The organism is Sphingomonas sanxanigenens DSM 19645 = NX02 (genome assembly GCF_000512205.2).
GTDB lineage: Bacteria > Pseudomonadota > Alphaproteobacteria > Sphingomonadales > Sphingomonadaceae > Sphingomonas_D > Sphingomonas_D sanxanigenens.
This window is the reverse complement of sequence record NZ_CP006644.1, coordinates 5,289,576-5,314,973: the sequence shown is the minus strand read 5'-3', so window position 1 is coordinate 5,314,973 and position 25,398 is coordinate 5,289,576. Positions and strand designations below refer to the sequence as shown.

The 25,398-nt window shown below is 68.4% G+C and carries 20 protein-coding genes; 11 read left to right on the top strand and 9 right to left on the bottom strand.

All coding sequences use genetic code 11. The features are described 5' to 3' along the window. Both NX02_RS24300 and NX02_RS24295 read right to left on the bottom strand, forming a co-directional pair. Positions 1–1,530, bottom strand: a complete 1,530-nt coding sequence (locus tag NX02_RS24300; protein WP_025294763.1) for an ABC transporter permease/substrate-binding protein — start codon at positions 1,528–1,530, stop codon at positions 1–3. Positions 1,531–1,534: 4 nt separating this feature from the next. Then, positions 1,535–2,329: an ATP-binding cassette domain-containing protein gene (locus NX02_RS24295; protein ID WP_025294762.1), complete on the bottom strand. Its 795-nt coding sequence runs from the start codon at positions 2,327–2,329 to the stop codon at positions 1,535–1,537. Between the two features lie 72 nt (positions 2,330–2,401). Here NX02_RS24295 and NX02_RS24290 point away from each other — a divergent pair, with 72 nt between their 5' ends. Then, positions 2,402–3,199: an SDR family oxidoreductase gene (locus tag NX02_RS24290; protein WP_025294761.1), complete on the top strand. Its 798-nt coding sequence runs from the start codon at positions 2,402–2,404 to the stop codon at positions 3,197–3,199. 6 nt (positions 3,200–3,205) lie between these two features. On the opposite strand, the gene NX02_RS24285 is transcribed toward NX02_RS24290, so the two are convergent. The 3 genes from NX02_RS24285 to NX02_RS24275 are packed head-to-tail and all read right to left on the bottom strand — an operon-like array spanning position 3,206 to position 5,154. Further along, the gene (locus NX02_RS24285) at positions 3,206–3,877 is read right to left on the bottom strand and encodes an HAD family hydrolase (protein WP_025294760.1); all 672 of its coding nucleotides are present in this window, start codon (positions 3,875–3,877) and stop codon (positions 3,206–3,208) included. Positions 3,878–3,921: 44 nt separating this feature from the next. After that, positions 3,922–4,704 (bottom strand): glycine-rich domain-containing protein, encoded by a 783-nt coding sequence (locus NX02_RS24280; RefSeq protein ID WP_025294759.1) that lies wholly within the window; start codon positions 4,702–4,704, stop codon positions 3,922–3,924. A gap of 54 nt (positions 4,705–4,758) precedes the next feature. Next, the gene (locus NX02_RS24275; protein ID WP_025294758.1) at positions 4,759–5,154 is read right to left on the bottom strand and encodes a VOC family protein; all 396 of its coding nucleotides are present in this window, start codon (positions 5,152–5,154) and stop codon (positions 4,759–4,761) included. Positions 5,155–5,393: 239 nt separating this feature from the next. Between NX02_RS24275 and NX02_RS24270 the strand changes: the two genes are divergently transcribed. After that, positions 5,394–8,141 carry a TonB-dependent receptor gene (locus NX02_RS24270; RefSeq protein ID WP_025294757.1) on the top strand — a complete coding sequence of 916 codons (2,748 nt, stop codon included), beginning with the start codon at positions 5,394–5,396 and terminating at the stop codon, positions 8,139–8,141. A gap of 42 nt (positions 8,142–8,183) precedes the next feature. On the opposite strand, the gene NX02_RS24265 is transcribed toward NX02_RS24270, so the two are convergent. Next, positions 8,184–9,050 carry an SMP-30/gluconolactonase/LRE family protein gene (locus tag NX02_RS24265; RefSeq protein ID WP_025294756.1) on the bottom strand — a complete coding sequence of 289 codons (867 nt, stop codon included), beginning with the start codon at positions 9,048–9,050 and terminating at the stop codon, positions 8,184–8,186. 104 nt (positions 9,051–9,154) lie between these two features. On the opposite strand from NX02_RS24265, the gene NX02_RS24260 reads away from it, so the two are divergent. The 3 genes from NX02_RS24260 to NX02_RS24250 all read left to right on the top strand — a co-directional run bounded on the left by NX02_RS24260 (position 9,155) and on the right by NX02_RS24250 (position 13,324). Beyond that, the gene (locus NX02_RS24260) at positions 9,155–10,666 is read left to right on the top strand and encodes an OpgD/OpgG family glucan biosynthesis protein (RefSeq protein ID WP_162232723.1); all 1,512 of its coding nucleotides are present in this window, start codon (positions 9,155–9,157) and stop codon (positions 10,664–10,666) included. 172 nt (positions 10,667–10,838) lie between these two features. Next, positions 10,839–12,725: a glucans biosynthesis glucosyltransferase MdoH gene (mdoH, locus tag NX02_RS24255; RefSeq protein ID WP_053000706.1), complete on the top strand. Its 1,887-nt coding sequence runs from the start codon at positions 10,839–10,841 to the stop codon at positions 12,723–12,725. A 164-nt stretch (positions 12,726–12,889) separates the two neighbouring features. Beyond that, positions 12,890–13,324, top strand: a complete 435-nt coding sequence (locus NX02_RS24250; protein WP_025294753.1) for an acyl-CoA thioesterase — start codon at positions 12,890–12,892, stop codon at positions 13,322–13,324. On the opposite strand, the gene NX02_RS24245 is transcribed toward NX02_RS24250, so the two are convergent. The 3 genes from NX02_RS24245 to NX02_RS24235 form a co-directional block, all read right to left on the bottom strand. Next, positions 13,325–14,104 carry a 3'(2'),5'-bisphosphate nucleotidase CysQ gene (locus tag NX02_RS24245; protein WP_025294752.1) on the bottom strand — a complete coding sequence of 260 codons (780 nt, stop codon included), beginning with the start codon at positions 14,102–14,104 and terminating at the stop codon, positions 13,325–13,327. It abuts the gene before it with no gap. After that, complete coding sequence (locus tag NX02_RS24240) at positions 14,097–15,443, bottom strand: TldD/PmbA family protein (RefSeq protein ID WP_025294751.1); 1,347 nt, start codon at positions 15,441–15,443, stop codon at positions 14,097–14,099. Before NX02_RS24240 ends, NX02_RS24245 begins: the two co-directional genes overlap by 8 nt. 164 nt (positions 15,444–15,607) lie before the next feature. After that, complete coding sequence (locus tag NX02_RS24235; RefSeq protein WP_025294750.1) at positions 15,608–18,832, bottom strand: autotransporter outer membrane beta-barrel domain-containing protein; 3,225 nt, start codon at positions 18,830–18,832, stop codon at positions 15,608–15,610. 186 nt (positions 18,833–19,018) lie between these two features. On the opposite strand from NX02_RS24235, the gene hppD reads away from it, so the two are divergent. The 6 genes from hppD (at position 19,019) to NX02_RS33380 (ending at position 25,389) form a co-directional block, all read left to right on the top strand. Further along, entirely contained in the window at positions 19,019–20,080 is a 1,062-nt protein-coding gene (gene hppD / locus NX02_RS24230; RefSeq protein ID WP_158014173.1) for a 4-hydroxyphenylpyruvate dioxygenase, read from the top strand. A gap of 128 nt (positions 20,081–20,208) precedes the next feature. After that, complete coding sequence (gene hmgA, locus NX02_RS24225; RefSeq protein ID WP_025294748.1) at positions 20,209–21,492, top strand: homogentisate 1,2-dioxygenase; 1,284 nt, start codon at positions 20,209–20,211, stop codon at positions 21,490–21,492. Positions 21,493–21,527: 35 nt separating this feature from the next. Next, positions 21,528–22,535, top strand: coding sequence for a fumarylacetoacetate hydrolase family protein (locus NX02_RS24220; RefSeq protein ID WP_025294747.1), 1,008 nt, complete (start codon positions 21,528–21,530; stop codon positions 22,533–22,535). Between the two features lie 96 nt (positions 22,536–22,631). Continuing rightward, the gene (gene ada, locus NX02_RS24215; RefSeq protein WP_025294746.1) at positions 22,632–23,732 is read left to right on the top strand and encodes a bifunctional DNA-binding transcriptional regulator/O6-methylguanine-DNA methyltransferase Ada; all 1,101 of its coding nucleotides are present in this window, start codon (positions 22,632–22,634) and stop codon (positions 23,730–23,732) included. A 2-nt stretch (positions 23,733–23,734) separates the two neighbouring features. Further along, positions 23,735–24,472 (top strand): 2OG-Fe(II) oxygenase, encoded by a 738-nt coding sequence (locus NX02_RS24210; RefSeq protein ID WP_025294745.1) that lies wholly within the window; start codon positions 23,735–23,737, stop codon positions 24,470–24,472. 56 nt (positions 24,473–24,528) lie between these two features. After that, entirely contained in the window at positions 24,529–25,389 is an 861-nt protein-coding gene (locus NX02_RS33380; RefSeq protein ID WP_025294744.1) for an NAD(P)-dependent oxidoreductase, read from the top strand. Positions 25,390–25,398: the final 9 nt, after the last annotated feature.

Sequence of the window (25,398 nt, the reverse complement as noted above, 5' to 3'; positions counted from 1 at the left end):
CTACTTCCCCCCGCCAATCTCCCCGTCCAGCCACCGCGCCGCCGCCTCCGGCGTCTGCTTGTCGCTGTCTCGATCGACGCGATAATTCGCCTCGCGCATCGCCGTTACCGGAACTGCGCCCACCAGCGGCCGGAGGGCAGCCAGGAAGCGCGCATCGTCGGTATGGGCGGGGGAGACCAGCATCATCGCGTCGTAGGCAGGCGTCGCGCGGCGGGGATCGGCGAGCACGACGAGGCGATCGGCGGCGATGCGACCATCCGACGAGAAGGCCGAGATCACGTCCGCCTGGCGGCTCGCCAGCGCGCGGTACATGAAGCTGGGCGCATAGGCGCGGCGGGCGCGGAAGCGCAGGCCATAGGCACGCTCGATCGCGCGCCATTCGGTGCGGTCGAGAAACTCGAGGTCGGCCCCCAGGGTCATGTTCGGTGCGGCGCGGGCAAGATCGGCGATGCTGGCGAGCCCCAGCCGCCGCGCATCGGCGCCGCGCACCGCCAGTGCATAGGCATTTTCGAAGCCGAGTGGCCCGACCAGCCCGACGCCATGTTCGGCGCGGCTCCAGCGGCCGATCTCCGCCAGCATCGCCGCGCGCGGCGGATTGTCGCTGCGCTTCATCGGCCCGGTCCAGATCGTGCCGCCATAATCGACATAGACGTCGACATCCCCCGCCGCGAGCGCGCTGAACGCCACCGCCGAGCCCAGCCCCTCCCGATAGGTGACGCGGTAGCCGGCGCGCTCCAGCCGCTGGCCGATCAGCCGTGCAAGGATGAACTGTTCGGAGAAATTCTTGGCGCCGACGACGACGCTGTCCTGCCGCGGTGCCAGCAACGGCGCTGCCGCCCAGCCGATGCCGACGAGGATCAGCACCGCCGCGACCAGCGCCCGGCCGCGCTTCCGCCGCGCGATTGCATGCTCGATCAGCCCCAGCAACGTATCGACCAGCAGCGCGAGCAGGGCCGCGGCGATGCAGCCGACCAGCACCGTCGACCAGTCCTGCGTCTGCAATCCGCTGAAGATGAGATCGCCCAGGCTCGGCTGGCCGACGGTGGTGGAGAGCGTCGCCGCGCCGATCGTCCACACCGCGGCGACGCGGATGCCGGCCATCACCACGGGCGCCGCCAGTGGCGCCTCGACGAGCAGCAGCTTCTGCCGCCCGGTCATGCCCACGCCGTCCGCCGCCTCGACCAGCGCCGGATCGATGCCGTTGATGCCGGCGACGATGTTGCGCAGCATCGGCAGCACCGCATAGAGCGACAGCGCCAGCAGCGAGGGCAGAAAACCAAGCGCGGGTATGCCCCCGCCGACCGCCGAGGAGAATGCGAGCAGGATCGGATAGAAGAGTGCGAGCAGCGCCAGCCCGGGGATCGTCTGAATGACCGAGGCGATGCCGAGCAGGATCGCGGCAAAGCGCGGCCGGTGCGCGGCGGCAAGGCCGAGCGGCACGCTGACCAGCAGCGCCAGCCCCAGCGCGGCGGCGCACAGCAGCACATGATCGGCCAGCAAGGGCGGCAGCCGGTCGAGTGCGAGCGCCATGTGGCTATCCACGCCCGACCGCGCCTTCATTCTGCAGCGCATGCAGCCGTTCCGCTTGCGCACGCGGCACTGCGACCAGCGCATCCGCCTCGGCACCGGCACGGCCGGCGAGCAGGTCGGCGGGCAGCGCATCTGCGACGATCCGTCCGCGCGCCATCACCAGCACACGATCGGCGAGCAGAAGCGCCTCCGCCATGTCGTGGGTGACGAGGATGGTGGTGAGGCGAAGCCGCTCGTGCAGCGCGCGATAGACGGTGCCGAGCTGGTCGCGCGTGACTGGATCGAGCGCGCCGAACGGTTCGTCCATCAGCATCAGCCCGGGCGCGGTGGCAAGCGCACGCGCGACGCCGACGCGCTGGCGCTGGCCGCCGGAAAGCTGATCGGGCATCCGCGCCGCCATCGCCGCATCCAGCCCGACGCGGTCGAGCGCGGCTGCGATCTCCGCATCGGCTGCGGCCCGCCCTTCGATGCGCAGCCCGATCGCGATATTCTCGGCGACGCTCATGTGCGGGAACAGCCCGACATTCTGGAAGACATAGCCGATCCGCCGCCGCAGCCGGAAAGCCGGCCCTTCGCCCACCGGCCGGCGGTCGATCGACACCGTGCCGCGATCGGGCTCGACGAGGCGGTTGATCGTCTTGAGCAGTGTCGACTTGCCCGATCCGGAGGCGCCGACCAGCGCCACGAAGCTGCCGGCGGCGATGGTGAGGGTGACGTCGTCGACAGCGGCGATCGCGCCGAATGCCTTGCCGACGCCGTCGAACGCGACCTCGGGCCCATGGGTTGCAGCCTCTGCCATCGACGCCTTATTCCCGCTCCGCATCAATCATGAAAGCCGCAATCGACCGGCTTCGTCAGGAGGGGGCAGGCAATGACAGAAGGCGGAGCGACCGCGCGCAGGGCGATCTTCATCAGCGGCGGCGGATCGGGCATCGGCCGCGCGACCGCGCGCTTCTTCGCCGCGCGCGGCTGGCTGGTGGGGCTGGGCGACATCGACGAACGGGGCATGGCCGAAACCGAGGCGCTGCTGCCCGATGGATCGTGCAGCTGCCACGCGATGGACGTGCGCGTGCCCGCGCAATGGGATCGCGCGCTCGCCGCTTTCACCGCGCTCTCCGGCGGACGGCTCGACCTGTTGTTCAACAATGCCGGCATCGCGCTGGCCGGCACGCTCGATGCGAGCAGCCCGGAGGCGATCGAGCGGCTGGTGCAGATCAACATATCGGGGGTGATCCATGGCGCGCGCGCCGGCTTTCCATTGCTCGCGGCGACGCCGGGCTCGGCACTCGTCAACACCGGCTCGGCGGCCGGGATCTACGGGATGCCGGGGCTGGCGGTCTATGCCGCGTCCAAATTCGCGGTGCGCGGGCTGACCGAGGCGCTCGAGCTCGAATGGGCCCCGCGCGGGGTGCGGGTGCGATCGATCATGCCGAGCTTCATCGATACGCCGTTGCTCGACGCCGGGGTCGCCGGCTCCAATGCGACCGCGCGCGACAAGGTCCGCGCGCAGGGGCTGGAGTTCACGCCCGTGGAGCAGGTCGCCGAGGCGGTGTGGCGCGTGGCGGAAGGCAACAAGGTGCATCTTCTGGTCGGCAAGACCGCTCGCCGCCTCGGCTTCGCGGCGCGCTGGGCGCCGGGCCTCTTGCGGCGCGGCGCGCGGCGGCGCTGAGGGGGGTCAGCCCCAGGCGAGCACAGGCCAGCCTCGCGTCTTGGCGAGCCGGCGAAGACGCGCGTGGGCGTTGACCGCGAAGGGCTCGTCGGCCCATTCGAGCACCGGCGCGTCCGAGGCGTGGTCGGAATAGAAGCGGACATGGCAGTCGGTGCGGGCGATCCTCTCCGCCTCCATCCACGCCTCGATCATGCGCAGCTTGGCGGGGCCATAGCAGTTCTCGCCGTCGATCCGGGCGTGGACCCGCGCATCGAGTCCTGCAAGCGTGCCCGTGGCGATGACATCGTCGAAGCCCAGTTCGCGCGCGATCGGCTCGGCGTAGAGCCGGTAGGATGCGGTGGCGAGCACCAGCCGGCGGCCGCCCGCCCGGTCCGCCGCGATCTGCGCCAGCGCGCCCGGATGGATGTTCGCCGCGACCGTGCGCTGCGCGAAGCCCTCGACGAGCGGCGCGACCCGCGCCGCGCTGATATGCGGGCCGAGCAGCAGGCGCTGCGACATTTCCTTCAGCCGGCCACGGTCGATCCGCTTCGCGGCGTAGGCGGCGAGCGGCGCCAGCAACAGCGGATAGAGCAGGAAGCGCCACGGCGCGCTGCGGGCGACGGCATGGTTGAGGAAAGGCTGCCACGTCGGCTTGCGCGTGATCGTCTTGTCCATGTCGTAGATGGCGAGGCGCTGCATGCGGCGCGCCATAGCGGCTTGCGGCGCATCAGGCGATAGCCGGGTCAGTCGCCGCCGCATCCACCGCCGCCGCAACCGCTGCTGCATCCGGAATCGCCATCGCTGCCGGAATCATTGCTCGAATCGCCGTTGCTGTCGGATCCGCAGCCATCGTCCGAGCCGTTTCGGCGCCGCCGCCGCCGCCGCCCATGCGGGTCCGATCGGCGGATGGCGATGAACACCGCGGCGATGATGAGGGCGACGAACAGAAAGGGGCTGATGGTGAAAGACGCGCCCGGTTCGCCGGATCCGGTAGAGATCAATGCGCAGCCCGCGACCAGCGGCACCAGCAACGCAGCCTGGGCCGGGCGCCGGGGCAGCAGCCAGTGGCGGGAGCGATCGACGCGCTCGAACCGTGCGGGGCGGAAGCGCTCGTCGACGGGTGGCCAGATGTCGGGTGGCGGTGCGGCGCCGAACGCGGTGCGATAGGCGTCGAGCGTCGCCTGATACTGGTCGCGATAGCGCCGGTCCTCGTGGTCGCCTCCTGCGGTCGGGCCATGGTGCAATGGCCTGCCGAGGATGCGGCCGCACAGTTCGTCCCAATAATGGCGGCTGTAGGCGAGATGGAGATGCCAGGCCTGGTCGACGGCATCCGACGGCGTCACTGCATGGTCCGCGGTCGCCGCGAGGAACAGGAAGCGGCGATATTCGGTCATCACCTGCGCCGCAAAGGCCCCGGACCAGCCATTTTCGCGCGCCAGCCGATCGGCGAAGCGCAGCGGAGCGCCCTCCGGTTCGATTTGCATGGCGTCGAGGCCTTCGAGCATCCGGCGGCGGTCGTCGATCATTCCCGGCTCCTTTCCAGCATCATGACGATGGTGTGCCCGTTTCGCCACGCCGGATCAGTGAGGCAGGTCACCCGACGGCGGTTCCCATAATTCGATCGCGTTGCCCTCCGGATCGTGGATCCGCGCGAAGCGACCGACCGAGGGATCGTCCCATTCCGGCCGGGTGACGATCGCGATGCCGGCAGCGCGCAGCGTTTCGAGCAGCGCGTCCAGCCCCTCGACGCGGAGATTGATCATGAATTGCCGGTCTGCAGCGAAATAGTCGGTATCCGCCTTGAACGGGGCGAACACGGTCGGGCCGCCGCCCTGCTGCCAATACCATTCGGACGATTCGCCCGATCCGCTCGAATCGCAGCCCGCGCCGATGCCGAGATGCGTGCGATACCAGGCACCGAGCGCGTCCGGATCGCGCGATCGGAAGAAGAAGCCGCCAATGCCGGTAACGCCCATTGCCCTAATGCTCCCGATCCGGTTTCGATGTGCGATGCAGCAATTTCAGCTTTCCGTAACGTCGTTCGCCAGGTGGATACAATGTTCGGTGGGCTGCTGTTGCAGAAATGCCGCGAATCCTCAGAAATGCTCAAGTTTTTCTGTTCAAACGACTAGATGACGTGAACGGAAAGCCATATGATCGGCGCACAAAATCAGACGATCGGACATGAACCGACGCTGACAGTGAGGAGAGAGAGATGCCGAAAACAGCATGGCTGCTGTCTGCAGCCCTGTGCGCCCTTGCGTCCCCCGCCCTGGCTCAAGAGACCGGCTCCGCGCAGCCGCCCGCTGCCGACCAGCCAGCGCCGGAATTCGGCAACGACATCATCGTCACCGCCACCCGGCGCAGCGAGGCGCTGGCCGACGTGCCGATCGCGGTTTCGGCGGTGACCGCGGAAGCGCTGCAGAATTCGGGTGCGTCGGACATCCGCTCGCTCAACCAGCTCGCGCCTTCGCTGCTGGTCTCCTCGACCGGTTCGGAAGCCAATGGCTCGGCGCGCATCCGCGGCATCGGCACCGTGGGCGACAATCCCGGCCTCGAAAGCTCGGTCGCGGTGTTCATCGACGGCGTCTATCGCTCGCGCACGGGCTCGGGCCTCAACGAACTGGGCGAGATCGAGCGCATCGAGGTGCTGCGCGGCCCGCAGGGAACGCTGTTCGGCCGCAACGCCTCGGCCGGCCTCATCAACATCGTCAGCAAGAAGCCGTCGTTCGAAACCAGCGGCATGGCCGAGGCGACCTACGGGAATTATGATTTCCTTCGCCTTGCCGCCGGCGTTACCGGCGCGCTCAGCGAGACGATCGCCGGCCGCTTCGACATGGTCTACGTCAAGCGCGACGGTTTCTACGAGAATGTGACGCAGGGCGGTGGCAGCGAGGGCCGCGTCAACGATCGCGATCGCATCTTCGTCCGCGGCCAGCTGCTGTTCGAGCCGACCGACGCGCTGAGTTTCCGGCTGATCGGCGACTATACCTATCGCGACGAAAGCTGCTGCGGCGCGGTCTATGTCGCGACCAAGGAAAGCGTCGATCCTACCGCCAACCCGACGACGCCGGGCTTCAACAGCGATGGCGCGGTGCAGCTCAGCCCCAACAACCGCATCGTCGATGTGTTGCGCAGCCTAGGCGGTATCGTCACCTATCCGCCGCAGGATCCCTATGACCGTGACGTCGCAGTGACGCCGGGACGGACTTTCGAGAACGTCACGCGCGACTATGGCGTGTCGGGCGAACTCAACTATGATTTCGGCGGCGCATCGCTGACCTCGATCACCGCCTATCGCTATTACAAGTCGGGCGGCGCGGGCGACGTCGACTATTCGAACGTCGACATCGCCTACCGTGCCGATGACGGCAACGCGTATCGCCGCTTCCGCACCTTCACGCAGGAATTGCGGCTGCAGGGCACCGCGTTCGACGACAAGCTCGACTGGCTGGTCGGCGGCTATTACGGCCATGAGAAATTGCAGCTCGTCGACAATTTCAGGTTCGGCACGCAATATGGCGCCTTCGCCGCCTGCCGCATCGTCGCGACGATCAATCCCTTGGCGGCGCTGCGCAATCCGGCGGCGCCGGGCTGCCTCAGCCCCACCGGCCGCGGCGCGCTGGGCGCGGCGTTCGGCGCGGCGGCCCCGCTGATCCTGGGCGGCATCGACCGGCTGAGCACGATCAACGACATGGGTGACCGGCGCGCGGTCTATAACCAGCTCAGCGAGAATTACGCCTTCTTCACCCACAACATCTTCGACATCACCGACACGCTGAGCGTGACGGTCGGCGCGCGTTACACGCACGAGAGGAAGGAATTCGACGGTCAGTTCGACAACAACAACACCGTCTGCCCGGCGCAACAGGCGTCGCTCGGTCCGTTGCTCGCCAATGCCCAGCTTGCCGCGATCGCCGGCGGCATCGTCACGCTGAGCTGCACCGGCAATTCCAGCGTGACCCTCAATGGCCTCGATCTGGAAGACAGCTTCAACGACAGCGAATGGACCGGCACTGCGGTGCTTTCGTGGAAGCCGACGCCGCAACTGCTGACCTACGCCAGTTTTTCGAAGGGCTACAAGGCGGGCGGCTACAATCTCGATCGTTCGGACCTCGGCGGCATCAACGGCGTGTTCTCGCCGCGCAGCAATGCCGATGCGGCCGGGCTGCGTTTCGAGCCCGAGAAGGTCAACGCCTATGAAATCGGCGTCAAATATAATGGCCGAGTCTTCAACCTGAACGCCGCGGCCTTCCGCCAGGAGTTCAAGACCTTCCAGCTCAACACCTTCAACGGATCGATCTTCATCGTCCAGAACATCGCTTCGTGCGACGATGATCTGGGCGGCGCGGATATGGACAACAGCTCGACCACCGGGGCCTGCACGGGCAAGACCAAGGCGGGGGTGATCTCGCAGGGCGTCGAACTCGAAGCCTCGGTCTATCCGGTGCGGGGCCTCGCGCTGACCGCGGGCTACACCTATTCGGATACGCATTATCGCAACAACCTCGTCGGCAGCTCGGACGGCGAGGCGCTGAGCAACGCGCTGTTCCTGCTACCCGACGCGCAGCTTTCGAACGCGCCCAAGCATGTCGCGACCGGCTCGATCGCGTGGACGCCCGACATCGGCAGCAATGGCCTCAGCGGCCTGGTCTATGTCGATGGGCGTTACAGCTCGCGCTACAACACCGGGTCAGACCTGTTCCCCGAAAAGGCGCAGGAGGGCTTCGTCGTGGTCAATGCCCGCATCGGCCTGCGCGGCCGCGACGAGATCTGGGCGCTGGAGTTTTGGGGCCAGAACATCTTCAACGAGCAATATCAGCAGGTCGCGTTCAACACGCCGTTCCAGGGCGCAGGCACGATCGCGCAGACCGCGGCGTTCGGCACCACCGCGAACCAGCTCTTCTCGAGCTTCCTCGCCGAACCGCGCACCTATGGCGTGACGCTGCGCAGCCGCTTCTGACGCACTTGTCCTCTCCGGGCGCAGCCCCGGGGAGGACATCACTCAGCCGAACGGATACTCCGGCAAGCCCGGCACCTCGACATCGAAGGCGAAGATGCCGCCCGCCGCCGGTTGCGCCGCGGCTTCCGTGGCACTGAGACCGCTGCTTGCCGTCGTGACATAGGCGGTCTTCAGCTCAGGCCCGCCGAACACGATCATCGTCGGCCGGCTGACGGGCAGCGCCACCTCGGCGACGATCTCTCCCGCGGGTGACAGCCGCACGACGCGGCCGCCATCGAACAAGGCGCTCCAGTAATGGCCCGCGGCGTCGAACGATCCGCCGTCCGGCCTGCCCTGGCCCATCGGGAACTGGTGGAACAGGCGGCGGTTGGCGAGGGCACCATCGGCCACATCATAGATGCGCAGCGCATGGGTGGGGGTGTCGGCGTGCATGAAATGGCGGCCGTCGGCGCTGAACGCCGCGGCGTTGCAGGTGAGCATCCCGCCTTCGATGGCGGTGACTCGGCCATCGGCATCGATGCGGTAGAGCGTCGCATCCTGGCTGGACTTGGCGGTGTCGACGCTCCCCGCCCAGAAGCGGCCGGCGGCGTCGGTCCGCCCGTCGTTGAAGCGATAGTCGGGCAGGTCCTTCAGCACCTGATCGCCGAACGGCTCCGGCGGTGCGCCGAAATCGGCGATCGTCGCGCAGCCATCGGCCATCGCCAGCAACAGCCCGCCGCTGCGGCGAAACGCGAAGCAGCCGATCGGCGCCGCGAAGCAGCGCGTCTCGTCGACGCCCGTCGCCGGATCGAAGCGATGGAGTTCGTTGCGGGCGATATCGACCCAGTAGAGGCGTTGCTCGGCGGCATGCCAGCGGGGCCCTTCGCCGAGCACGGCATGGGCATCGAGAACGAGGCGGACGTCGGTCATGCGCCCTTCCTAATCGCTCCGTGCGCAGCTCGCCACCGCTTGCGGGAGCAAAGTGGCGTCCCCATTGTTTAGGACCCGTTCCGGGTGAAGAACGAGGTGGATGCGTGCCGACTCGACGCGAGACGATGGCTGGGCTGACAGGGCTGCTGCTGGCGGGGCGTTCCAGCGCACAGCCGGTGATCCAGGGCGGCGGTGAGCCCTTCGGTTGGGAACTGCTGCAGCGGCGCGCCCAGGCGCTGGCCCGCCGGCCGTGGCAGGCGCCACCGCCGGGGCCCGCCGAACTCGAAAAGATCGTCTACGACGTCGCCAACCAGGTCCAGTACCGGCCGGAAAAGACGCTGTGGGGCGATGCCGGCGTTCGCTTCTTCCCGAATACCGGCGGTGCGCGGCGGCGGATCGGCATGTCGGTGGTCGAGAATGGCCGGGCCCGGCGGATCGCCTACAGCCCGTCGCTCTACATGGTGCCGCGCGGCCACCCGCTGACCGCGATCGGCGATCGCGGCGGCTTTTCCGGCTTTCGCGTGATGAACCCCGGCGGTCGCGGCGACTGGCTCGCGTTCCAGGGTGCCTCCTATTTCCGCACCGCGGGGCCGCTGCACCAATATGGCCTCTCCGCGCGCGGGCTGGCGATCGACACCGGCACGTCGCGACCGGAGGAGTTTCCCGAGTTTACCGATTTCTGGCTCGAACGAGGCGCCGATTCCGAGCATCTCACCGTCTATGCGCTGCTCGACAGCCCCAGCGTCACCGGCGCCTACCGCTTCGTTAACGCCAAAGGCAGCGACGCGATGGTTCAGGATGTCAGCGCGGTCCTGTTCATGCGCCGCAGCGTCGCGCAGCTCGGCGTCGCGCCGCTCACCAGCATGTTCTGGTATGGCGAGGGCGATCGCGCCAAGGCGCTCGACTGGCGGCCCGAAGTGCATGATTCGGATGGGCTGGCGATCCGCACCGGCAAGGGCGAACGGCTGTGGCGCCCGCTCGCCAACCCCGATCGTCCGCTGACCAACAGCTTCGCCGACGAGAATCCGCGCGGTTTCGGTTTGCTGCAGCGCGACCGCGCCTTCGATCATTATCAGGACGATGCGGTCTTCTACGAAAAGCGGCCGAGCCTGTGGATCGAGCCGCGCGGCAAATGGGGCCGGGGCGCGGTGACGCTGTTCCAGTTTCCGACCGACAGCGAGTATAACGACAATGTCGCTGCGTTCTGGACGCCGGCGACGGCGCCCGCCGCGGGCGCGCGCCTGTCCTACGACTATCGTCTGCGCTGGATCGGCGGCGAGCCCGAAACGCTGGACGTGGCCCGCGCGGTTGAATTCTGGCGGGGGCAGGGCAACATACCGGGCAAGCCGCCCGAGCCCGGCATCCACAAGTTCGTCGTCGATTTCGAGGGCGATGCGATTGCGGGGCTCACCTATCGCTCTCCGGTGAAGCCGGATGTGACGATCAAGGGTGGCAGGGCGGTGAACATCGGCAGCTACAAGGTGGACGGCCGGAAGAATATCTGGCGCTTCGTCTTGGATATCCAACGTTCCGGCGATGAGGCGGTGGAAGTCCGCGCTTGCCTGAACCTTGAAAACAAGCCGATTACAGAGACTTGGCTTTATACGCTGGCTTAAGGTTTCGATATTTGCAACCAGCGCTGTGGAACGGTCCGCCGTTGCGGACAGTTAGGTAGGCCGCCACCCATGATGGCCAATAGCGACAATATCTTAGGAAGGATGCCTTCGGGGGCAGCCCGCGAACAGTCGAACGGATCGAGCCGTGAGTGAAGCCATGACGGAAACAGCCATGACCGGCGCCGAAGCATTCGATCGGATCAGTGCGCTCGGCCCCCGCCCCCTTCCCCCCGAAGCGCCGCTGGCGATGCCGACGCAGTCCTTCGCCGAGCGGCCGTCCACCGGCAGCCGCATCGTGTCGCAGCGCGGCATGCTCGGCCGTCGCCTGCTGGTCGTTCTCGCCACATTGATCATCGGCCTGCTCGCCGCGACCGAGATGGTGCGCCCGATCGGCCCCGATGGCGCGACAGCGGTCGATGCGGTGCTGTTCGTGCTGATCTTCAGCCTGTTCTGCTGGATCGCGTTCGGCTTCGTGAACGCGCTGTTCGGCTTCGTCGTGCTGATGTCGCGGCGCCAGGGGGTCATCTCTCCCTTCGCAGGCCATGCGCTGGAACTGCCGCACAGCCGCACCGCGATCCTGCTGCCGGTCTATAACGAGGATTTCGAGCAGGTCGGTGGCCGCATCAGCAAGATGGCGACGATGCTCGATCGCGCGGGCGCCGCGGACCGCTTCGATCTGTTCGTGCTCAGCGACTCCAATGCCACGGCCGGCGAGCGCGAAGAAGCGCTGTGGCGTGGCCTCGCCCGCGACAGCGCGGTGCCGATCTATTATCGCCGCCGCGAGAAGAACATCGCCCGCAAGCCGGGCAATATCGCCGAATGGATCCGGCGCTTCGGCGGTGCCTACGAACATATGCTGGTGCTCGATGCGGACAGCCTGATGACGGGCGAGGCGATGATCCGCCTGGCGACCGCAATGGAGCGCAATCCCAGCGTTGGCCTCATCCAGACGATCCCGGCGGTGATCAACAGCCGCACGCTGTTCGCGCGCTGGCAGCAGTTCGCGGCCGCCGCCTACAGCCCGATCGCGAGCGCCGGCCTGATGTGGTGGTCCGGTTCCGAGGCCACCTTCTGGGGCCATAATGCGATCATCCGCACCCGCGCCTTCGCCGAGAGCTGCGATCTCCCCGCGCTGTCGGGCCGCGAGCCGCTGGGCGGCGCGATCCAGAGCCATGATATGGTGGAGGCGGCGATGTTGCGCCGTCGCGGCTGGGCGGTCCACATGGCGATGCTGCCGGAGGGCAGCTATGAGGAATTTCCGCCGACCCTCAGCGACTTCTCGGTCCGCGACCGCCGCTGGGCGCAGGGCAATCTTCAGCATCTGCGGCTGCTGGACGCCAAGGGCTTCCACTGGATCAACCGCCTGCACCTCTTCATGGGCGCGTCGGCCTATCTCACCTCGCCGATGTGGCTGCTGCTGCTGATCCTGACCGTGGCGCAGGGTGCAGGCCTGCTGTCGTCGTCGACGTTCACGCCGTCCGGCTGGCCGTTGGTGCTGACCGCCGTGCTGCTGTTCGTGCCCAAGTTCATGGCCTTCGCGTGGCTGATGATGGATCCTCGGCGTCAGGCCTCGCTGGGCGGCGTCGGCGCGATCGTCCGCTCGATGCTGGTCGAGATCCCGCTGTCGGTCGTGATGGCGCCGATCACCATGCTGGCGCAGACGATGGCGGTGATCGATATCCTGCGCGGCAATGCCAGCGGCTGGCGTCCGCAGCGCCGCGAGGCCGATGGCATCTCGATCTGGCGCGCGCTGATCGATTATTTCCCCCAGGTGGTGCTGGGCGCGGTGTTCACCACGATGATGATCATGGCCGACAGCGCAGTGCTGCTGTGGCTGCTGCCGGTGGCGGTCAGCCTGGTGCTGGCGCCGGTCGTCGTCGCGATTACCTCGCGGCAGGACATGGGTGACTGGTTCGCACGGCACGGCGTGTTCGCTGCGAGGGAAGAACGGCCGCGCATCGTCGCTCGCCAGGAAGCACGGCCGATCCGGATGGAATCGATCCCGTTGCGCTTCCGCCGCCGCCTGCCGCCGCCGGCGAACGACCGCGCGACGGCCTGATCGCCCGCGCGATCGGCGCACGGGCTGCATCGCTTCGAAAGGGCCCGGTACGCGATGCGTGCCGGGCCTTGGCATATTTCCCAGCTTGCCCCGCCGCCCATGCTGCGCAACACAAGACAACCGAAGACGGAGTGCCTCCGGTAAGAGAGGAACGGAGTGAGAGGATGCCGAAGCCCGCAGCCTGGCGGCTGGACGTGGAGACCTATCCGTTTGCCGAGCGGGTGACGACGCGATTTCAGGATCTCGATCCGCACGGCCATATCAACAATGTGGCGATGGCCGCGATCTTCGAGAATGGCCGCGTCCGCTTCAACCGCAACTTCGTTCATCACAAGGTCGCGGGGCAGCGCTGGCTCGTCGCGGCGGTCGCGATCGACTATGTCGAGGAAGCCCATTTTCCCGCGGATATCGTCGTTTCCACGGGAGTCGGCACCATCGGGCAGCGCAGTTGGACATTGCTTGCGGGTGCGTTCCAGAATGGCGGTTGCGTCGCCACCTGCGATGCAACGCTGGTAATCAGCGGCGCCGAGCACAATCGCGCGATCGGCCCCGACCTGCGATCGGCACTCGAAGGGCTGCGCCTGCGCGAACCCGCCTGATCAGCGAACCGATGCGGTGCGGGCGCGGTCGGCGAGCCGCGCCACCGCCGCGCGATGGATGCCTGCCGCGGTTGCCAATATGCCGAACATGTCGGCGCCCGGCGTGTTGAAGCGCAGCGGTTCGCCCAGCGCATCGGTGACGACGCCGCCGGCTTCGGCGACGATCAACGTCGCCGCCGCGATATCCCATTCTGCGCCCCAGCGCAGCGACGCGAGCAGATCCGCCTCGCCCGATGCCACCATCGCCATGCGCAGGGCGATCGAATTGGGCTTGGCGACCGCGACCAGATCGGCGTCGATCTTGGGCAGGGCGTCGGTCGGCACGCGCGCGCCGATCAGCGTGTCGCGTTCGCTCGCCCGCAGCATCCTGCCGTTGAGCGTCGCGCCCCTGCCATGCTCGGCGCGCCAATGCTCGCCGCGCGCGGGTGCGTCGAGCACGCCGATCACCGGCAGCCCATCCTCGATCAGCGCCACCGATACCGCCCAGCCCGGCCGGCCGCGCAGGAAATCGCGGGTGCCGTCGATCGGATCGACCACCCATAGCCGCCGCCGCGCGAGCCGCGCCGGATCGTCGATGGTCTCTTCGGAAAGCCAGCCGGCGTCGGGATCGATCGCGGTCAGCCGCTCCCGCAGCAGCGCGTCGGCGGCAAGGTCCACGTCGCACACGGGATGGCCCGGCGCCTTCTCCCAACGCCGGAAATCGGTGCGCCAGAGGTCATGCACCATCCGGCCGGCATCCGCCGTGGCCGCGGCGACGGCGTCGGCCAGCGTCTCAGCCACCGGCGACGGTCATCCCGTCGATGCGCAGCGTCGGCGTGTTGGTGGCATAGCGGAAGACGAGGTCGTCGGCCGGGGTCAGCGCGCGGAACATGTCGCGCAGATTGCCGGCGATCGTGATCTCGGCGACGGGGCCGGTGATCTCGCCATGCTCGATCAGATAGCCGGAAGCGCCGCGGCTATAGTCGCCCGTCACGCCGTTCACGCCCATGCCGATCAGCTCGGTCACATAGACGCCCAGCTTGATGTCCGCGATCAGCGCCTGCGGCGTCAGCGACCCCGGCAGCATATGGACGTTGCTGGTGCCCACGCCCGGCGGCCCGCTGGTGCCGCGCATCGCATGGCCGGTGGGGTCGAGGCCGAGCTGCCGGGCGGAGGCGCTGTCCATCAGCCAACCGGTCAGCACGCCGCGATCGATCAGCGACCGCGCGCCGGTCGCCAGACCCTCGCCATCGAACGCGCGCGAGCGCAGGCCGCGGCGGCGGTGCGGATCGTCGACGATCGTGATTGCGCTGTCGAACACCTGCGTGTCGAGTGCATCGAGCAGGAAGCTGGTCTTGCGGCTGACCGCCGATCCGGTGATCGCGCCGATCAGGTGGCCGATCATCCCCGGCGCCACGCGCGGATCGAACACGACCGGCATCGGCGCGCTGGCCAGCTTGCCGGGATCGAGCCGCCGCACCGCGCGCTCCCCGGCGAGCCGGCCGATCGATTGCGGCGCGTCGAGATCTGCCAGATGGCGCGTCGAATGATAGGCATAGTCGCGCTGCATGCCGCCGCCGGTGCCGGCCAGCACGCTCGCCGACAGGCCGTAGCCGCTGGTACCATAGGCACCCGCAAAGCCGTGCGAGGTGGCGAGTGCGATCCGGGTGCGGCTGGCGCTGGCGCCAGCGCCTTCGCTGTTGGTGACGCCGGATACCGCGCGTGCCGCATCCTCGGCAGCCAGCGCGGCCGCGCGCAGCGCAGCGGGTTCGGGTTCGGCATGGTCGTCGAGATCGAGATCGTCGACCGGCCCCGTCATCAGCCGGTCTTCGGGCGCGAGCCCGGCATAGCGGTCCTCGGGCGCCTCGCGCGCCATCGCATGCGCCTGATCGATCAGCGCGGCGAGCGCCGCGGCCGAGAGATCCGATGAGGACACGCTGGCGGAACGACGGCCGACGAACAGCCTGAGCCCGATCTCCTCGCCCTCGGCACGGCCGACATCCTCGAGCTGGCCGAGGCGGATGCGCACGTCGGTCGACGCGTCGCAGATATAGAGCGCGTCGGCGGCATCCGCGCCCGCACGGCGCGCGGCGGAGACGAGATCGGTGACGCGGGACTGGGCCTCGGAAACGCTGAGCATCGCTTGCGCTTAGAGCGAATTGGCCCCGGAAGGAAACAGCCGGTTCCGTGAAATTACACGAAAGCGGCCCCGTTCCGGGCTTTCGCCGGGAACGGGGCCGGATCGTGGTGGCGGCGCTTCCTCGTGTGGGGGGGTGGGGGTCGACGAGAAAGCGCCGCCGTCCGCTAGAGCCTGATGCCGAGGCTCGCGCGGATGGAGATGGCGGCTTTGCCCTGCTGCTCCTCGGCGCCGAAGTCGCCGCCGATGGTGAAGCCGGGGTTGCCGCCAATCAGGCGCACGCGGCCAAGCCAGCCGTCGGTGCGTTCATCGGGGGTAAGGGTGAAGGCGTCGCCGCCCGAGGCGAAGCGCGCGGTGGTGCTGCCCAGCGATCCGCCGACGACCTGGCGCCGGCCGCCCTCGATCTCGGCGCGGAACCAGCCTTCGTCTTCCTCGCTGCCGCCGAACTTCAGGCCCGCGGCGATCGTGCCGGAGACCGCGAGTTCGTCGCCTTTGCGATCGTCGACGATCAGATCGAACGCGTCGCCGCCGCCGGTCTCGGTATAGCCGTCCTCGCTCAGCCGGTAATATTCGACGAGCGCGGCGGGCCGAAGCGTGAAGCGGCCCGAGCCGACCTCATAGGATGCACCGCCCGAAGCGGACCACAGGCTGCCGTTCCAGTCGGCTTCGGCGAGCCGCTCGACCGGCGTGTCGTCGGCCTGGCCGAGGAAGCTGCGGGAGCCGTCGAACTTGATGAAGGCATAGGATCCGCGGGCATGCGCACGCAGCCGGCCGGTCGAAAGCCGCCAGTAGACCGCAAGCTCATACTGGTTGGCGTTGACCTCGTTATCGACCTGGCCGTCGCTGTCCTTGCCGTGAAGATAGGCGAGCGAGAAGCCCAGATTGCCGGCATCGCCCAGCTTGGCGTCGGCCCCGGCGGAGGCGCCCCAGCCGGTGATGTCATAGGCCGCCGTGTCGCCCAGATTCTTTGAGGTGCCCCAGCCGACCTGCTGCAGCCAGAAACCCCATCCGCCCATGTCCGCATAAGGGGCGTTGGGATCGGCGAGGAAGCGTGCGGTGGCGCGCGACCCCTGCGTTACCGATTCGAACACGCCGCCGGCATGGTTGGGCAGCATCTGCGACAGCGTCCGCCGGAACTGGTCGCCATCGGTGATGCCCAGGTAGGACGCCGCGATCTGGTCATCGTCGGAGAGCGCGGCGTAGATCGCGTTATAGGCGCTTGCCTGCGACCGGTTGAGGCCGAGTTCCGTGCTGTTCTTGCGGCTGACGTCGAGCGCGACCTCGCCGGCGGTGCCGGTGGTGGCGACGCTGCCCTTGAACAGGAAGGGCAGGGAGTTCTCGGTGGTCGTGAGATTGCCCAGCCCCTCGACCGTGCCGGCGCGCAGGAAGACGTGGCGGCCCTCGGCGTCGGCGATATCGTCGAAGCGCACGGCCAGCTTGGATCCCGTCCCGAAGCTCGCGGTGCCCGCGACCTGATAGACCGTCTTCACGCCATTCTCGCCGACATCGATGCCGATCGTGCCGCCGCCGGTGACGGAGAGGGCGGCGAGCGCGACGTTGCCGCTGTTGGACAGCGCCAGCGTGCCGCCGTTGATCGCCACCGACAGCCCCTGGCCGCCGATGAGCGTGCCGGCGAAGCGCGATGTGCCGTTGAGCGTCAGCGTGTCGGTGCCGCCGCCGAAGTCGGCACTGCCGACGAACAGGCTGGTGCCCGACAGCGTCAACATGTCGTTGCCGGCGCCGAACACGGTCGAGCCGGCATAGGCGGCGTCGCCGGTGAGCTGCATCTGGTTGGCGCCGGTACCGAAGCTGACATTGCCGATCACGGTGCCGTCCGCGACGTCGAGCAGGTCGTTGCCCGCGCCGAACAGGATATCGCCGCCGATCGCGCCCGCGGCGCTGTTGGCCGCCGCCACCGCCTGGCGGACGATCGCGCCGCGATCATTCTTGCTGAGGTCGATCGCGATCGCGTGGCCGCTGGGCAGCGACGCGCCGGAGGCGGAGATGATGCCGCTGTTCTCGACGAGATCGACCTCGCCCGAACGGTCGATGATCGCGCCGGCATAGCCGGTGCCGCTCTGCGTCGCACGGATCTGGCCGCTGTTGCGGATGGTGAAGACGCGCGCGCCCGAATCGATCACGATCGCGCCCGAGAAGGATTGGGCGGAACCGCCGCCGGTCGCGACGACCGACCCGGCCACGTCGATCACCGGCACCGTCGCGCCTGCGGCGATGCGGATCGCATTCGCTTCGGCACCCACCGCATTGGCGTTGACCGCGCCGTTCACCGTCATGCCGCCGGCGATGTTCACCTGGCCGCCCTTGCCGCCGATCAGGATGCCGGTGCCGCTGACGCCGCCATAGGCGCCGTTGCCGGTGATCGTGCCGTTGACGATCAGGCCGTGGCCGCCCTTGCCGGCGACCGCGCCGATGCTGATGTCGCGGTCGGCGGCACCGATCGTCACCGCCGGCGCATAACCGACCGAGATGATGTTGGCCGAGCCTTCGGACGCGTCGGGAACGCCATCCCTGTCCTCATCGGCATCGTTGGGGTTGGCATCCCTTGGCGCCGCGTCGAACAGGATGCCGCCGCCGACATTGCCGGCGATCCGCACCGCGCCGCCGCCCTGCAGCAGATCGTCGGCATCGAGCCTGCTCGGGTCGGCGGGCGGGGTGGGGAAACGATAGCCGGTTGCGGTGATCGCACCCTGGAAGCTCAGCGCGCCGCCGACATCGCCCGCGAGGTCGACGCCGACCGCATTGGCACCCTGCGCATTGATCGTGCCGGTGAAGCGCACGTCGCCGCTCACCTCGCCGGCACGGACGCCGGCGCTGTCGTTGCCGACGACGGAGATGGTGCCGCTGTTGGTGAGGTTGCCCGTCAGCTTGCCGCCCAGCGCGATGCCGGCCGACTGGTTGCCCCTGATCGTGATCTCGCCGGCATTGACGATGTTGCCGCCATAAGCACCGGCAGTCCGGATGCCGGCACGGTTGCTGCCCTGCGCGAAGGGTCCGTCGGCGTCGCCGTCGCCGTCGCTGTCGGGCGCGCTGTAGGTTTCGTCGATGATGATCCTGCCGCCGGAGGCGTTGGTGATGCCACCCGATGCGCCGCTGGCCGCGCCGATGCCGGTGGCATCATTGGCGCCCGTGATCTGGATGGTGCCCTCGTTGGTCACCGCATGCGTCGAATCGGCGAGGACGGCGGTGCCGCTGGTCGGTCTCACCGAACCCTGGTTGCTGATGCGGATGCTGTCTGCCGCGCCGTTGTTGGCGGTCGCGGTGGAAATGGGCGTGGTGCGGGCGGTGCCGACGACGGTCTCGGCCTGGACCGCGGCGGGCACGACGGCCAGCGCCAACGGCGTCAGGCAGGTGCAGGCGAGCAGGTTGCGCATGAAGAATCCTGAAAAGTCGATCCGGTTGGGAGGGCGTCGCCGGCCGCGCGGCACCCCCTCGTGAGCGGTTGACGCCACCCCTCGCCGCGATCCGCACGTCGCTCGTCGAAATCCCGATCGGTCTGCTTGCCGTCCAGCCGCAGTCGGCGTATATAGTTTCACATGAAACCAATGGAGCAGGATGCCATGCCGGACGTGCGCGAAAACCCGATGGGGCTCGACGGATTCGAGTTCGTCGAGTTCACCGGTCCCGACCCGGAGGCGCTCGCCCGGCTGTTCGTGACGATGGGGTTCACCCATGTCGGCACGCATCGCTCCAAGGCGGTGCGCCGCTATGCGCAGGGGGACATCAACTTCATCCTCAACATGGAGCCGCTTGGTCAGGTCGCGGACTTCCGGGACGCGCACGGCCCTTCCGCGAATGCGATGGCGTTCCGCGTGCGCGATGCCGCGCAGGCGCTGAAGATCGCGGTCGAGCGCGGTGCGGTGGCGGTGGAGGGCAGGGTCGGCCCCGCCGAACTCAACATCCCGGCGATCGAGGGGATCGGCGGCGCCAATCTCTATCTGGTCGACCGGCGCGGTGCCGCGACGATCTACGACATCGATTTCGAGCCGGTGGCGGGTGCCGCACCGAACGACAACAGCGTCGGCCTGCATGCCCTCGACCATCTGACGCACAATCTGCGTCGCGGCCGGATGGATTATTGGGCGAATTATTATGAGCGGATCTTCAACTTCCGCGAGATCCGCCACTTCGATATCGAGGGCAAGGCGACCGGCCTCTTCTCCCGCGCGATGACCGCGCCCGACGACAAGATCCGCATCCCGCTCAACGAGAGCCAGGACGAGCACAGCCAGATCGAGGAGTTCATCAAGGATTATCGCGGCGAGGGCATCCAGCATCTCGCGCTGACCACCGACGATATCTTCGCGACCGTCGATGCGCTGAAGGCCAACGGCGTCCGTTTTCAGGACACGCCGGATACCTATTACGAGGCGATCGACAAGCGGGTGCCCGGCCACGGCCACTCGATCGGCGAAATGCGTGCGCGCAAGATCCTGATCGACGGCTCGCCCGAGACCGGCGAGGGGCTGCTGCTGCAGATCTTCACCGAAAACATGGTCGGGCCGATCTTCTTCGAGATCATCCAGCGCAAGGGCAATCAGGGCTTCGGCGAGGGCAATTTCAAGGCGCTGTTCGAGAGCATCGAACTCGACCAGATCCGCCGCGGAGTGATTCCCGCCTGACGTCCCTCTCCCCTTGTGGAAAGGGTTGCGCAGGCTTGGGCCCGCCCCTCGTCTGGCCCAAGCCGAGGGTGGGTGAAAGGTGAGCGGCGCAAGCGCGCCGCCCCTCCAGCGACCAGGAACAGAAATCCATGAGCTACATCCCGGGTTTCGCCAACCACATCGCCACCGAAGCCGTCGCCGGCGCCTTGCCCGAGGGGCGCAACTCCCCGCAGCGTCCGGCCTTCGGCCTCTATGCGGAGCAATTCTCCGGCACCGCCTTTACCGCGCCGCGCCACGAGAATCGGCGGAGCTGGCTCTACCGCATCCGCCCCTCCGCCGCCCACGGCCCCTACCGGCCTTACGGGGGCGCCGCCCTGTTCGCGCCAGGCACGGTCGACGAACCGCTGCCGCCGAACCGGCTGCGCTGGGACCCGCTGGCGATGCCCGCGGCGCCGACCGACCTGATCGACGGCATGGCGACGATGCTCGCCAATCGCGATCCTGCGGATCTTGAGGGCGTCGCGGTCCACATCTACCGCGCCAATGTCGATATGGAGCGGCGCTGCTTCGTCGATGCCGATGGCGAATTGCTGTTCATCCCCCAGCAGGGCCGGTTGACCCTGCTGACCGAGCTGGGGCGCATCGACATCGCCCCCGGCCAGGTCGCACTGGTGCCGCGCGGCGTCCGTTTCCGCGCGCTGCTGCCCGATGGCGCGGCGCGCGGCTATGTCGCCGAGAATCATGGCAGCCTGTTCCGCCTGCCCGAACTCGGCCCGATCGGCGCCAACGGCCTCGCCAACCCGCGCGATTTCGAAACGCCCGTCGCCTGGTTCGAGGATGAGGAGGGCGAATGGGAACTCGTCCAGAAATATCTCGGCGCGCTATGGACGGTGACGCTCGACCACAGCCCGCTCGACGTCGTCGCGTGGCACGGCAATCTGGCGCCGTGGCGCTATGACCTCGCCCGTTTCAATACGATCGGCACGATCAGCTTCGACCATCCCGATCCGTCGATCTTCACCATGCTCACCAGTCCCTCCGACGTGCCCGGCCGCGCCAATGCCGATTTCGTGCTGTTCCCGCAGCGCTGGATGGTCGCGGAAGACACGTTCCGCCCGCCCTGGTTCCACCGCAACGTGATGAGCGAGGCGATGGGGCTGATCCAGGGCGCCTATGACGCCAAGGCGGAAGGCTTCGCGCCCGGCGGGCTCAGCCTGCACAATCTGATGGCCGGGCACGGACCCGACCTGGCGAGCTGGGAAGGCGCCAGCACCGCCGACCTCGCGCCGCACCGGATCGACGGCACGATGGCGTTCATGGTCGAAAGCTGCTGGCCCTACCGCCCGACCCGCTTCGCGCTCGACTGCGCGGAGCGGCAGGCCGATTACGACGCGGCATGGGGTGGGTTTCCCAAGGCGCGCCTTCCCCGCTAGGCTCGCATTCCGAACAAGACGAGGAGAGAGACGGCATGAAGCTGGCAAGCCTGAAGGGCGGTCGCGACGGACGGCTGGTGGTGGTGTCGGACGATCTCGCCTGGTGCGCGGAGGCAGGCCATATCGCGCCGACCTTGCAGGCGGCGCTCGACGATTGGGAGCATGCCGAACCGCTGCTGGCCAACCTTGCCACCGACCTTCAGCATGAGGTCATCCCGATGATGCGCTTTCACGAGCGCAACGCGACGTCGCCGCTGCCGCGCGCCTATCAGTGGGCGGATGGCTCCGCCTATGTGAACCATGTCGCGCTGGTGCGGCAGGCGCGCGGCGCCGAGATGCCCGAAAGCTTCTGGACCGACCCGCTGATGTACCAGGGCGGCTCGGACGGCTTTCTCGCCCCGCGCGACCCGATCCCGCTGGCCGACGAGGCGTGGGGCTGCGATCTCGAGGCGGAGGTGGTGGTGGTGACGGGAGATGTGCCGCAGGGTGCGACCCGCGCAGAGGCGCTGGCGGCGATCCGGCTGGTCGGCCTCGCCAATGACGTGTCGCTGCGCAACCTGATCCCGGCCGAACTCGCCAAGGGGTTCGGCTTCGTCCAGTCCAAGCCCGCCTCCACCTTCTCGCCGGTGTTCGTCACCCCCGATTCGCTGGGCGATCGCTGGGCGGACGGCAAGCTGCACGGGCCCCTGATGGTCGATCTCAACGGCACCCCCTTCGGCCGCGCCGACGCCGGGATCGACATGACCTTCGATTTCGGCACCTTGATCGCGCACCTCGCCAAAACCCGCGCGATCGTCGCCGGCTCGATCATCGGGTCGGGCACCGTCTCCAACCGGGGCACCGATGGCGGGCCGGGCAAGCCGATCGCGGCGGGCGGCGTCGGCTATAGCTGCATCGCCGAGGTGCGGACGGTGGAGACGATCGAATCGGGGGCCGCGACCACCCCTTTCCTCAAGCATGGCGATACGGTGCGGATCTGGATGGAGGATGAGCGCCACCATCCGATCTTCGGGACGATCGAGCAGGTGGTGGAAGCGGCGTAACGGGTTCGGCAGCGGGATTGGAGAGCAAGGATCGGAGCGCGCCGCGGCTTGGTGCCTGTCACATCGGGGCAGGCGTTCAAGCAAGGATATCGAACGATGAAGGGCATCCAAAACAGCGACACCGCGGCCGATCCCCGCTGGGCGCGGATCGTCGCGCGCGACAAGGCCGCGGATGGCGAGTTCTGGTATTCGGTGGTGACGACCGGCGTCTATTGCCGCCCGTCCTGCCCGTCGCGCGGTGCGCGGCCCGAAAATGTACGGATTCATGGCAGCCTGGCGGCGGCACGTGCCAGCGGGGCACGGCCCTGCAAGCGCTGCAATCCCGAAGGCAGCTCCTTCGATGCCGAGATCGCGGCGATCGTCGAGCGCGCCTGCCGCACCATCGAGGCGGCGGAACGCGCGCCGACCCTGCAGCAGCTCGCCGACGCCGCCGAACTCAGCACCGGCTATTTCCATCGGCTGTTCCGCTCGGTCACCGGGCTGACCCCGAAGGCCTATGCCGCGGCGCATCGTGCGCGCCGCGTGCGCGACGGATTGAAGACCGCCGACAGCGTTACCGCGGCGATCTACGATGCCGGCTTCAGCTCCAACGGCCGCTTCTATGCCGAAAGCAATGCGATGCTCGGGATGACCCCGGGGCGCTATCGCGATGGCGGCGCGGGCGAGACGTTGCACTTCGCGGTGGGAGAGAGCGCGCTCGGCGCGATCCTCGTCGCCTCCAGCGCGCAGGGTGTGGCGGCGATCCTGCTGGGCGACGATCCCGACGCGCTGGTCCGGGATCTGCAGGATGCCTTCCCGCGCGCGCGGCTGGTCGGCGCCGATCCGGACTATGAGCGCACCGTCGCCGAGGTCGTCGGGTTTGTCGAATCGCCCGGCACCGGCCTCGATCTGCCGCTCGACGTGCGCGGCACCGCGTTCCAGCAGCGCGTTTGGCAGGCGCTGCGCGACGTGCCGGCGGGGCAGACCCTGTCCTACACCGAGGTCGCACGGCGGATCGGCGCGCCGCGCGCGACCCGTGCCGTCGCCGGTGCCTGCGCCGCCAACCGGCTCGCCGTCGCCATCCCCTGCCATCGCGTGGTGCGGGAGGATGGTTCGCTTTCCGGCTATCGCTGGGGCGTCGATCGCAAGCGGCTGCTATTGGAGCGGGAAGGCGCGCGCCCTGCGGCGGTCGCGGTCCGACGCGCGGGGATCCGATGATGATGAACGCGGATTCGCGCGTCGCCGGCCCAGACCTGGCCGGCTATGACCTGGCCGGCTATGACTGGGATCGCATCGCCGACGCGCTGGATGCAGAGGGCTGGGCGATGCTCCCCCGCCTGCTCGATGCAGACCAGGCCGATGCCGTCGCCGCGCTCTACGACCGGCCGGATGGCTTTCGCAGTCATGTCGTGATGGCGCGGCACGGCTTCGGCAAAGGCGAGTATCGCTATTTCGCCTATCCACTGCCCGATCCGGTCGCGGCGTTGCGCGCCGGCCTCTACCCCCGGCTCGCGCCGATCGCCAATGCCTGGCACGCGCGGATGGGCATGGCGACGCGCTTCCCGGCCGATCACGCGGCCTATCTCGACGCATGCCATGCCGCCGGGCAGCGCCGGCCGACGCCGCTGCTGCTGCGCTACGGGCCCGGCGACCATAACTGCCTGCATCAGGATCTGTATGGCGAGGCGGTGTTCCCGCTGCAGGCCGCGGTGCTGCTCTCGGCGCCGCGCGCGGAGTTCACCGGCGGCGACTTCGTCCTCACCGAACAGCGCCCGCGCATGCAGTCGCGCGTCGAGGTGGTGCCGCTGGAGAAGGGCGATGCGGTGATCTTCGCGGTCAACGCCCGGCCGCGCCGCGGCAGCCGTGGCGATTATCGCGTCGCGCTGCGCCACGGCGTCGGCACGGTGCGCTCCGGGCGGCGCCACACATTGGGGATCATCTTTCACGACGCGGCTTGATCCGGCGTGCTATCCGCGCCGGCGACGGGGCGGGCAGCGTGCAAGGAGATCGCGCAGTGAAGATCGGATTCGTCGGCCTCGGCCAGATGGGGGCTGCGATGGCGGCCAACCTGATGAAGGCCGGACATGAAGTGACGGTTTGGAATCGCTCCCCGGCGAAGGCCGATGCGCTCGTCGCCGCGGGCGCCACGCTGGCCGTGACTCCCGCAGCGGCGGCGCAAGGCGCAGTGGTGATGACCATGCTGGCCGACGATGCCGCGGTCGAGGCGGTGGTGTTCGGTGACGGCGGCATCCTCGGCGCGCCGGCGCTGCACGTCGGCCACAGCACGATCAGCGTCGCGCTGGCGGAGCGGCTCGCCGCCGCGCAGCCGGGCGCCTATGTCTCGGCGCCGGTGTTCGGCCGCCCGGTCGCGGCGGAGGCGGCGAAACTGTTCGTCGTCGCGGCGGGCGCCGATGCGTTGATCGATCGCTGCGCGCCGCTGTTCGCGGCGATCGGCCAGCGCTTCTTCCGCGTCGGCGATGCGCCGCAGGCGGCCAACCTCGTCAAGCTGTGCGGCAATTTCCTGATCATGTCGGTGGTCGAGGGGCTCGCGGAGGCGATGACCCTCGCGGAAAAGGGCGGCGTCGGCCGCGAAGCGTTGCTCGAGGTGCTGATGTCGACGATCTTCGGCGCCCCCGTCTACCAGATCTACGGCGATATCCTCGTCAACGACCGCTTCGAGCCGGCCGGCTTCCCGGCACCGCTCGGGCTCAAGGATATGGGGCTGGTGGCGGCTGCAGCGCATGGCGCGCAGGTGCCGATGCCGGTGCTTGGCATCGTGCGCGATCATCTGCTGTCGGTGATCGCCGATGGCGGCACCGAGCGCGACTGGTCGAGCATCGCCGCGATCGTGCGCCGCAACGCGGGGATGGGCTGATGGCGGCGC

Excerpts from the sequence above, each read along its gene's own strand:
- NX02_RS24210 (WP_025294745.1), top strand. The coding sequence starts at position 23,735 with ATGAACGCGGATTCGCGCGTCGCCGGCCCAGACCTGGCCGGCTATGAC.
- NX02_RS24265 (WP_025294756.1), bottom strand. The coding sequence starts at position 9,050 with ATGACCGACGTCCGCCTCGTTCTCGATGCCCATGCCGTGCTCGGCGAA.
- ada (WP_025294746.1), top strand. The coding sequence starts at position 22,632 with ATGAAGGGCATCCAAAACAGCGACACCGCGGCCGATCCCCGCTGGGCG.
- NX02_RS24275 (WP_025294758.1), bottom strand. The coding sequence starts at position 5,154 with ATGGGCGTTACCGGCATTGGCGGCTTCTTCTTCCGATCGCGCGATCCG.
- NX02_RS24295 (WP_025294762.1), bottom strand. The coding sequence starts at position 2,329 with ATGGCAGAGGCTGCAACCCATGGGCCCGAGGTCGCGTTCGACGGCGTC.
- hmgA (WP_025294748.1), top strand. The coding sequence starts at position 20,209 with ATGAGCTACATCCCGGGTTTCGCCAACCACATCGCCACCGAAGCCGTC.
- NX02_RS24280 (WP_025294759.1), bottom strand. The coding sequence starts at position 4,704 with ATGATCGACGACCGCCGCCGGATGCTCGAAGGCCTCGACGCCATGCAA.
- mdoH (WP_053000706.1), top strand. The coding sequence starts at position 10,839 with ATGACCGGCGCCGAAGCATTCGATCGGATCAGTGCGCTCGGCCCCCGC.
- NX02_RS24250 (WP_025294753.1), top strand. The coding sequence starts at position 12,890 with ATGCCGAAGCCCGCAGCCTGGCGGCTGGACGTGGAGACCTATCCGTTT.
- NX02_RS24270 (WP_025294757.1), top strand. The coding sequence starts at position 5,394 with ATGCCGAAAACAGCATGGCTGCTGTCTGCAGCCCTGTGCGCCCTTGCG.
- NX02_RS24220 (WP_025294747.1), top strand. The coding sequence starts at position 21,528 with ATGAAGCTGGCAAGCCTGAAGGGCGGTCGCGACGGACGGCTGGTGGTG.
- NX02_RS24240 (WP_025294751.1), bottom strand. The coding sequence starts at position 15,443 with ATGCTCAGCGTTTCCGAGGCCCAGTCCCGCGTCACCGATCTCGTCTCC.
- NX02_RS24235 (WP_025294750.1), bottom strand. The coding sequence starts at position 18,832 with ATGCGCAACCTGCTCGCCTGCACCTGCCTGACGCCGTTGGCGCTGGCC.
- NX02_RS24290 (WP_025294761.1), top strand. The coding sequence starts at position 2,402 with ATGACAGAAGGCGGAGCGACCGCGCGCAGGGCGATCTTCATCAGCGGC.
- NX02_RS24300 (WP_025294763.1), bottom strand. The coding sequence starts at position 1,530 with ATGGCGCTCGCACTCGACCGGCTGCCGCCCTTGCTGGCCGATCATGTG.
- hppD (WP_158014173.1), top strand. The coding sequence starts at position 19,019 with ATGCCGGACGTGCGCGAAAACCCGATGGGGCTCGACGGATTCGAGTTC.
- NX02_RS24285 (WP_025294760.1), bottom strand. The coding sequence starts at position 3,877 with ATGCAGCGCCTCGCCATCTACGACATGGACAAGACGATCACGCGCAAG.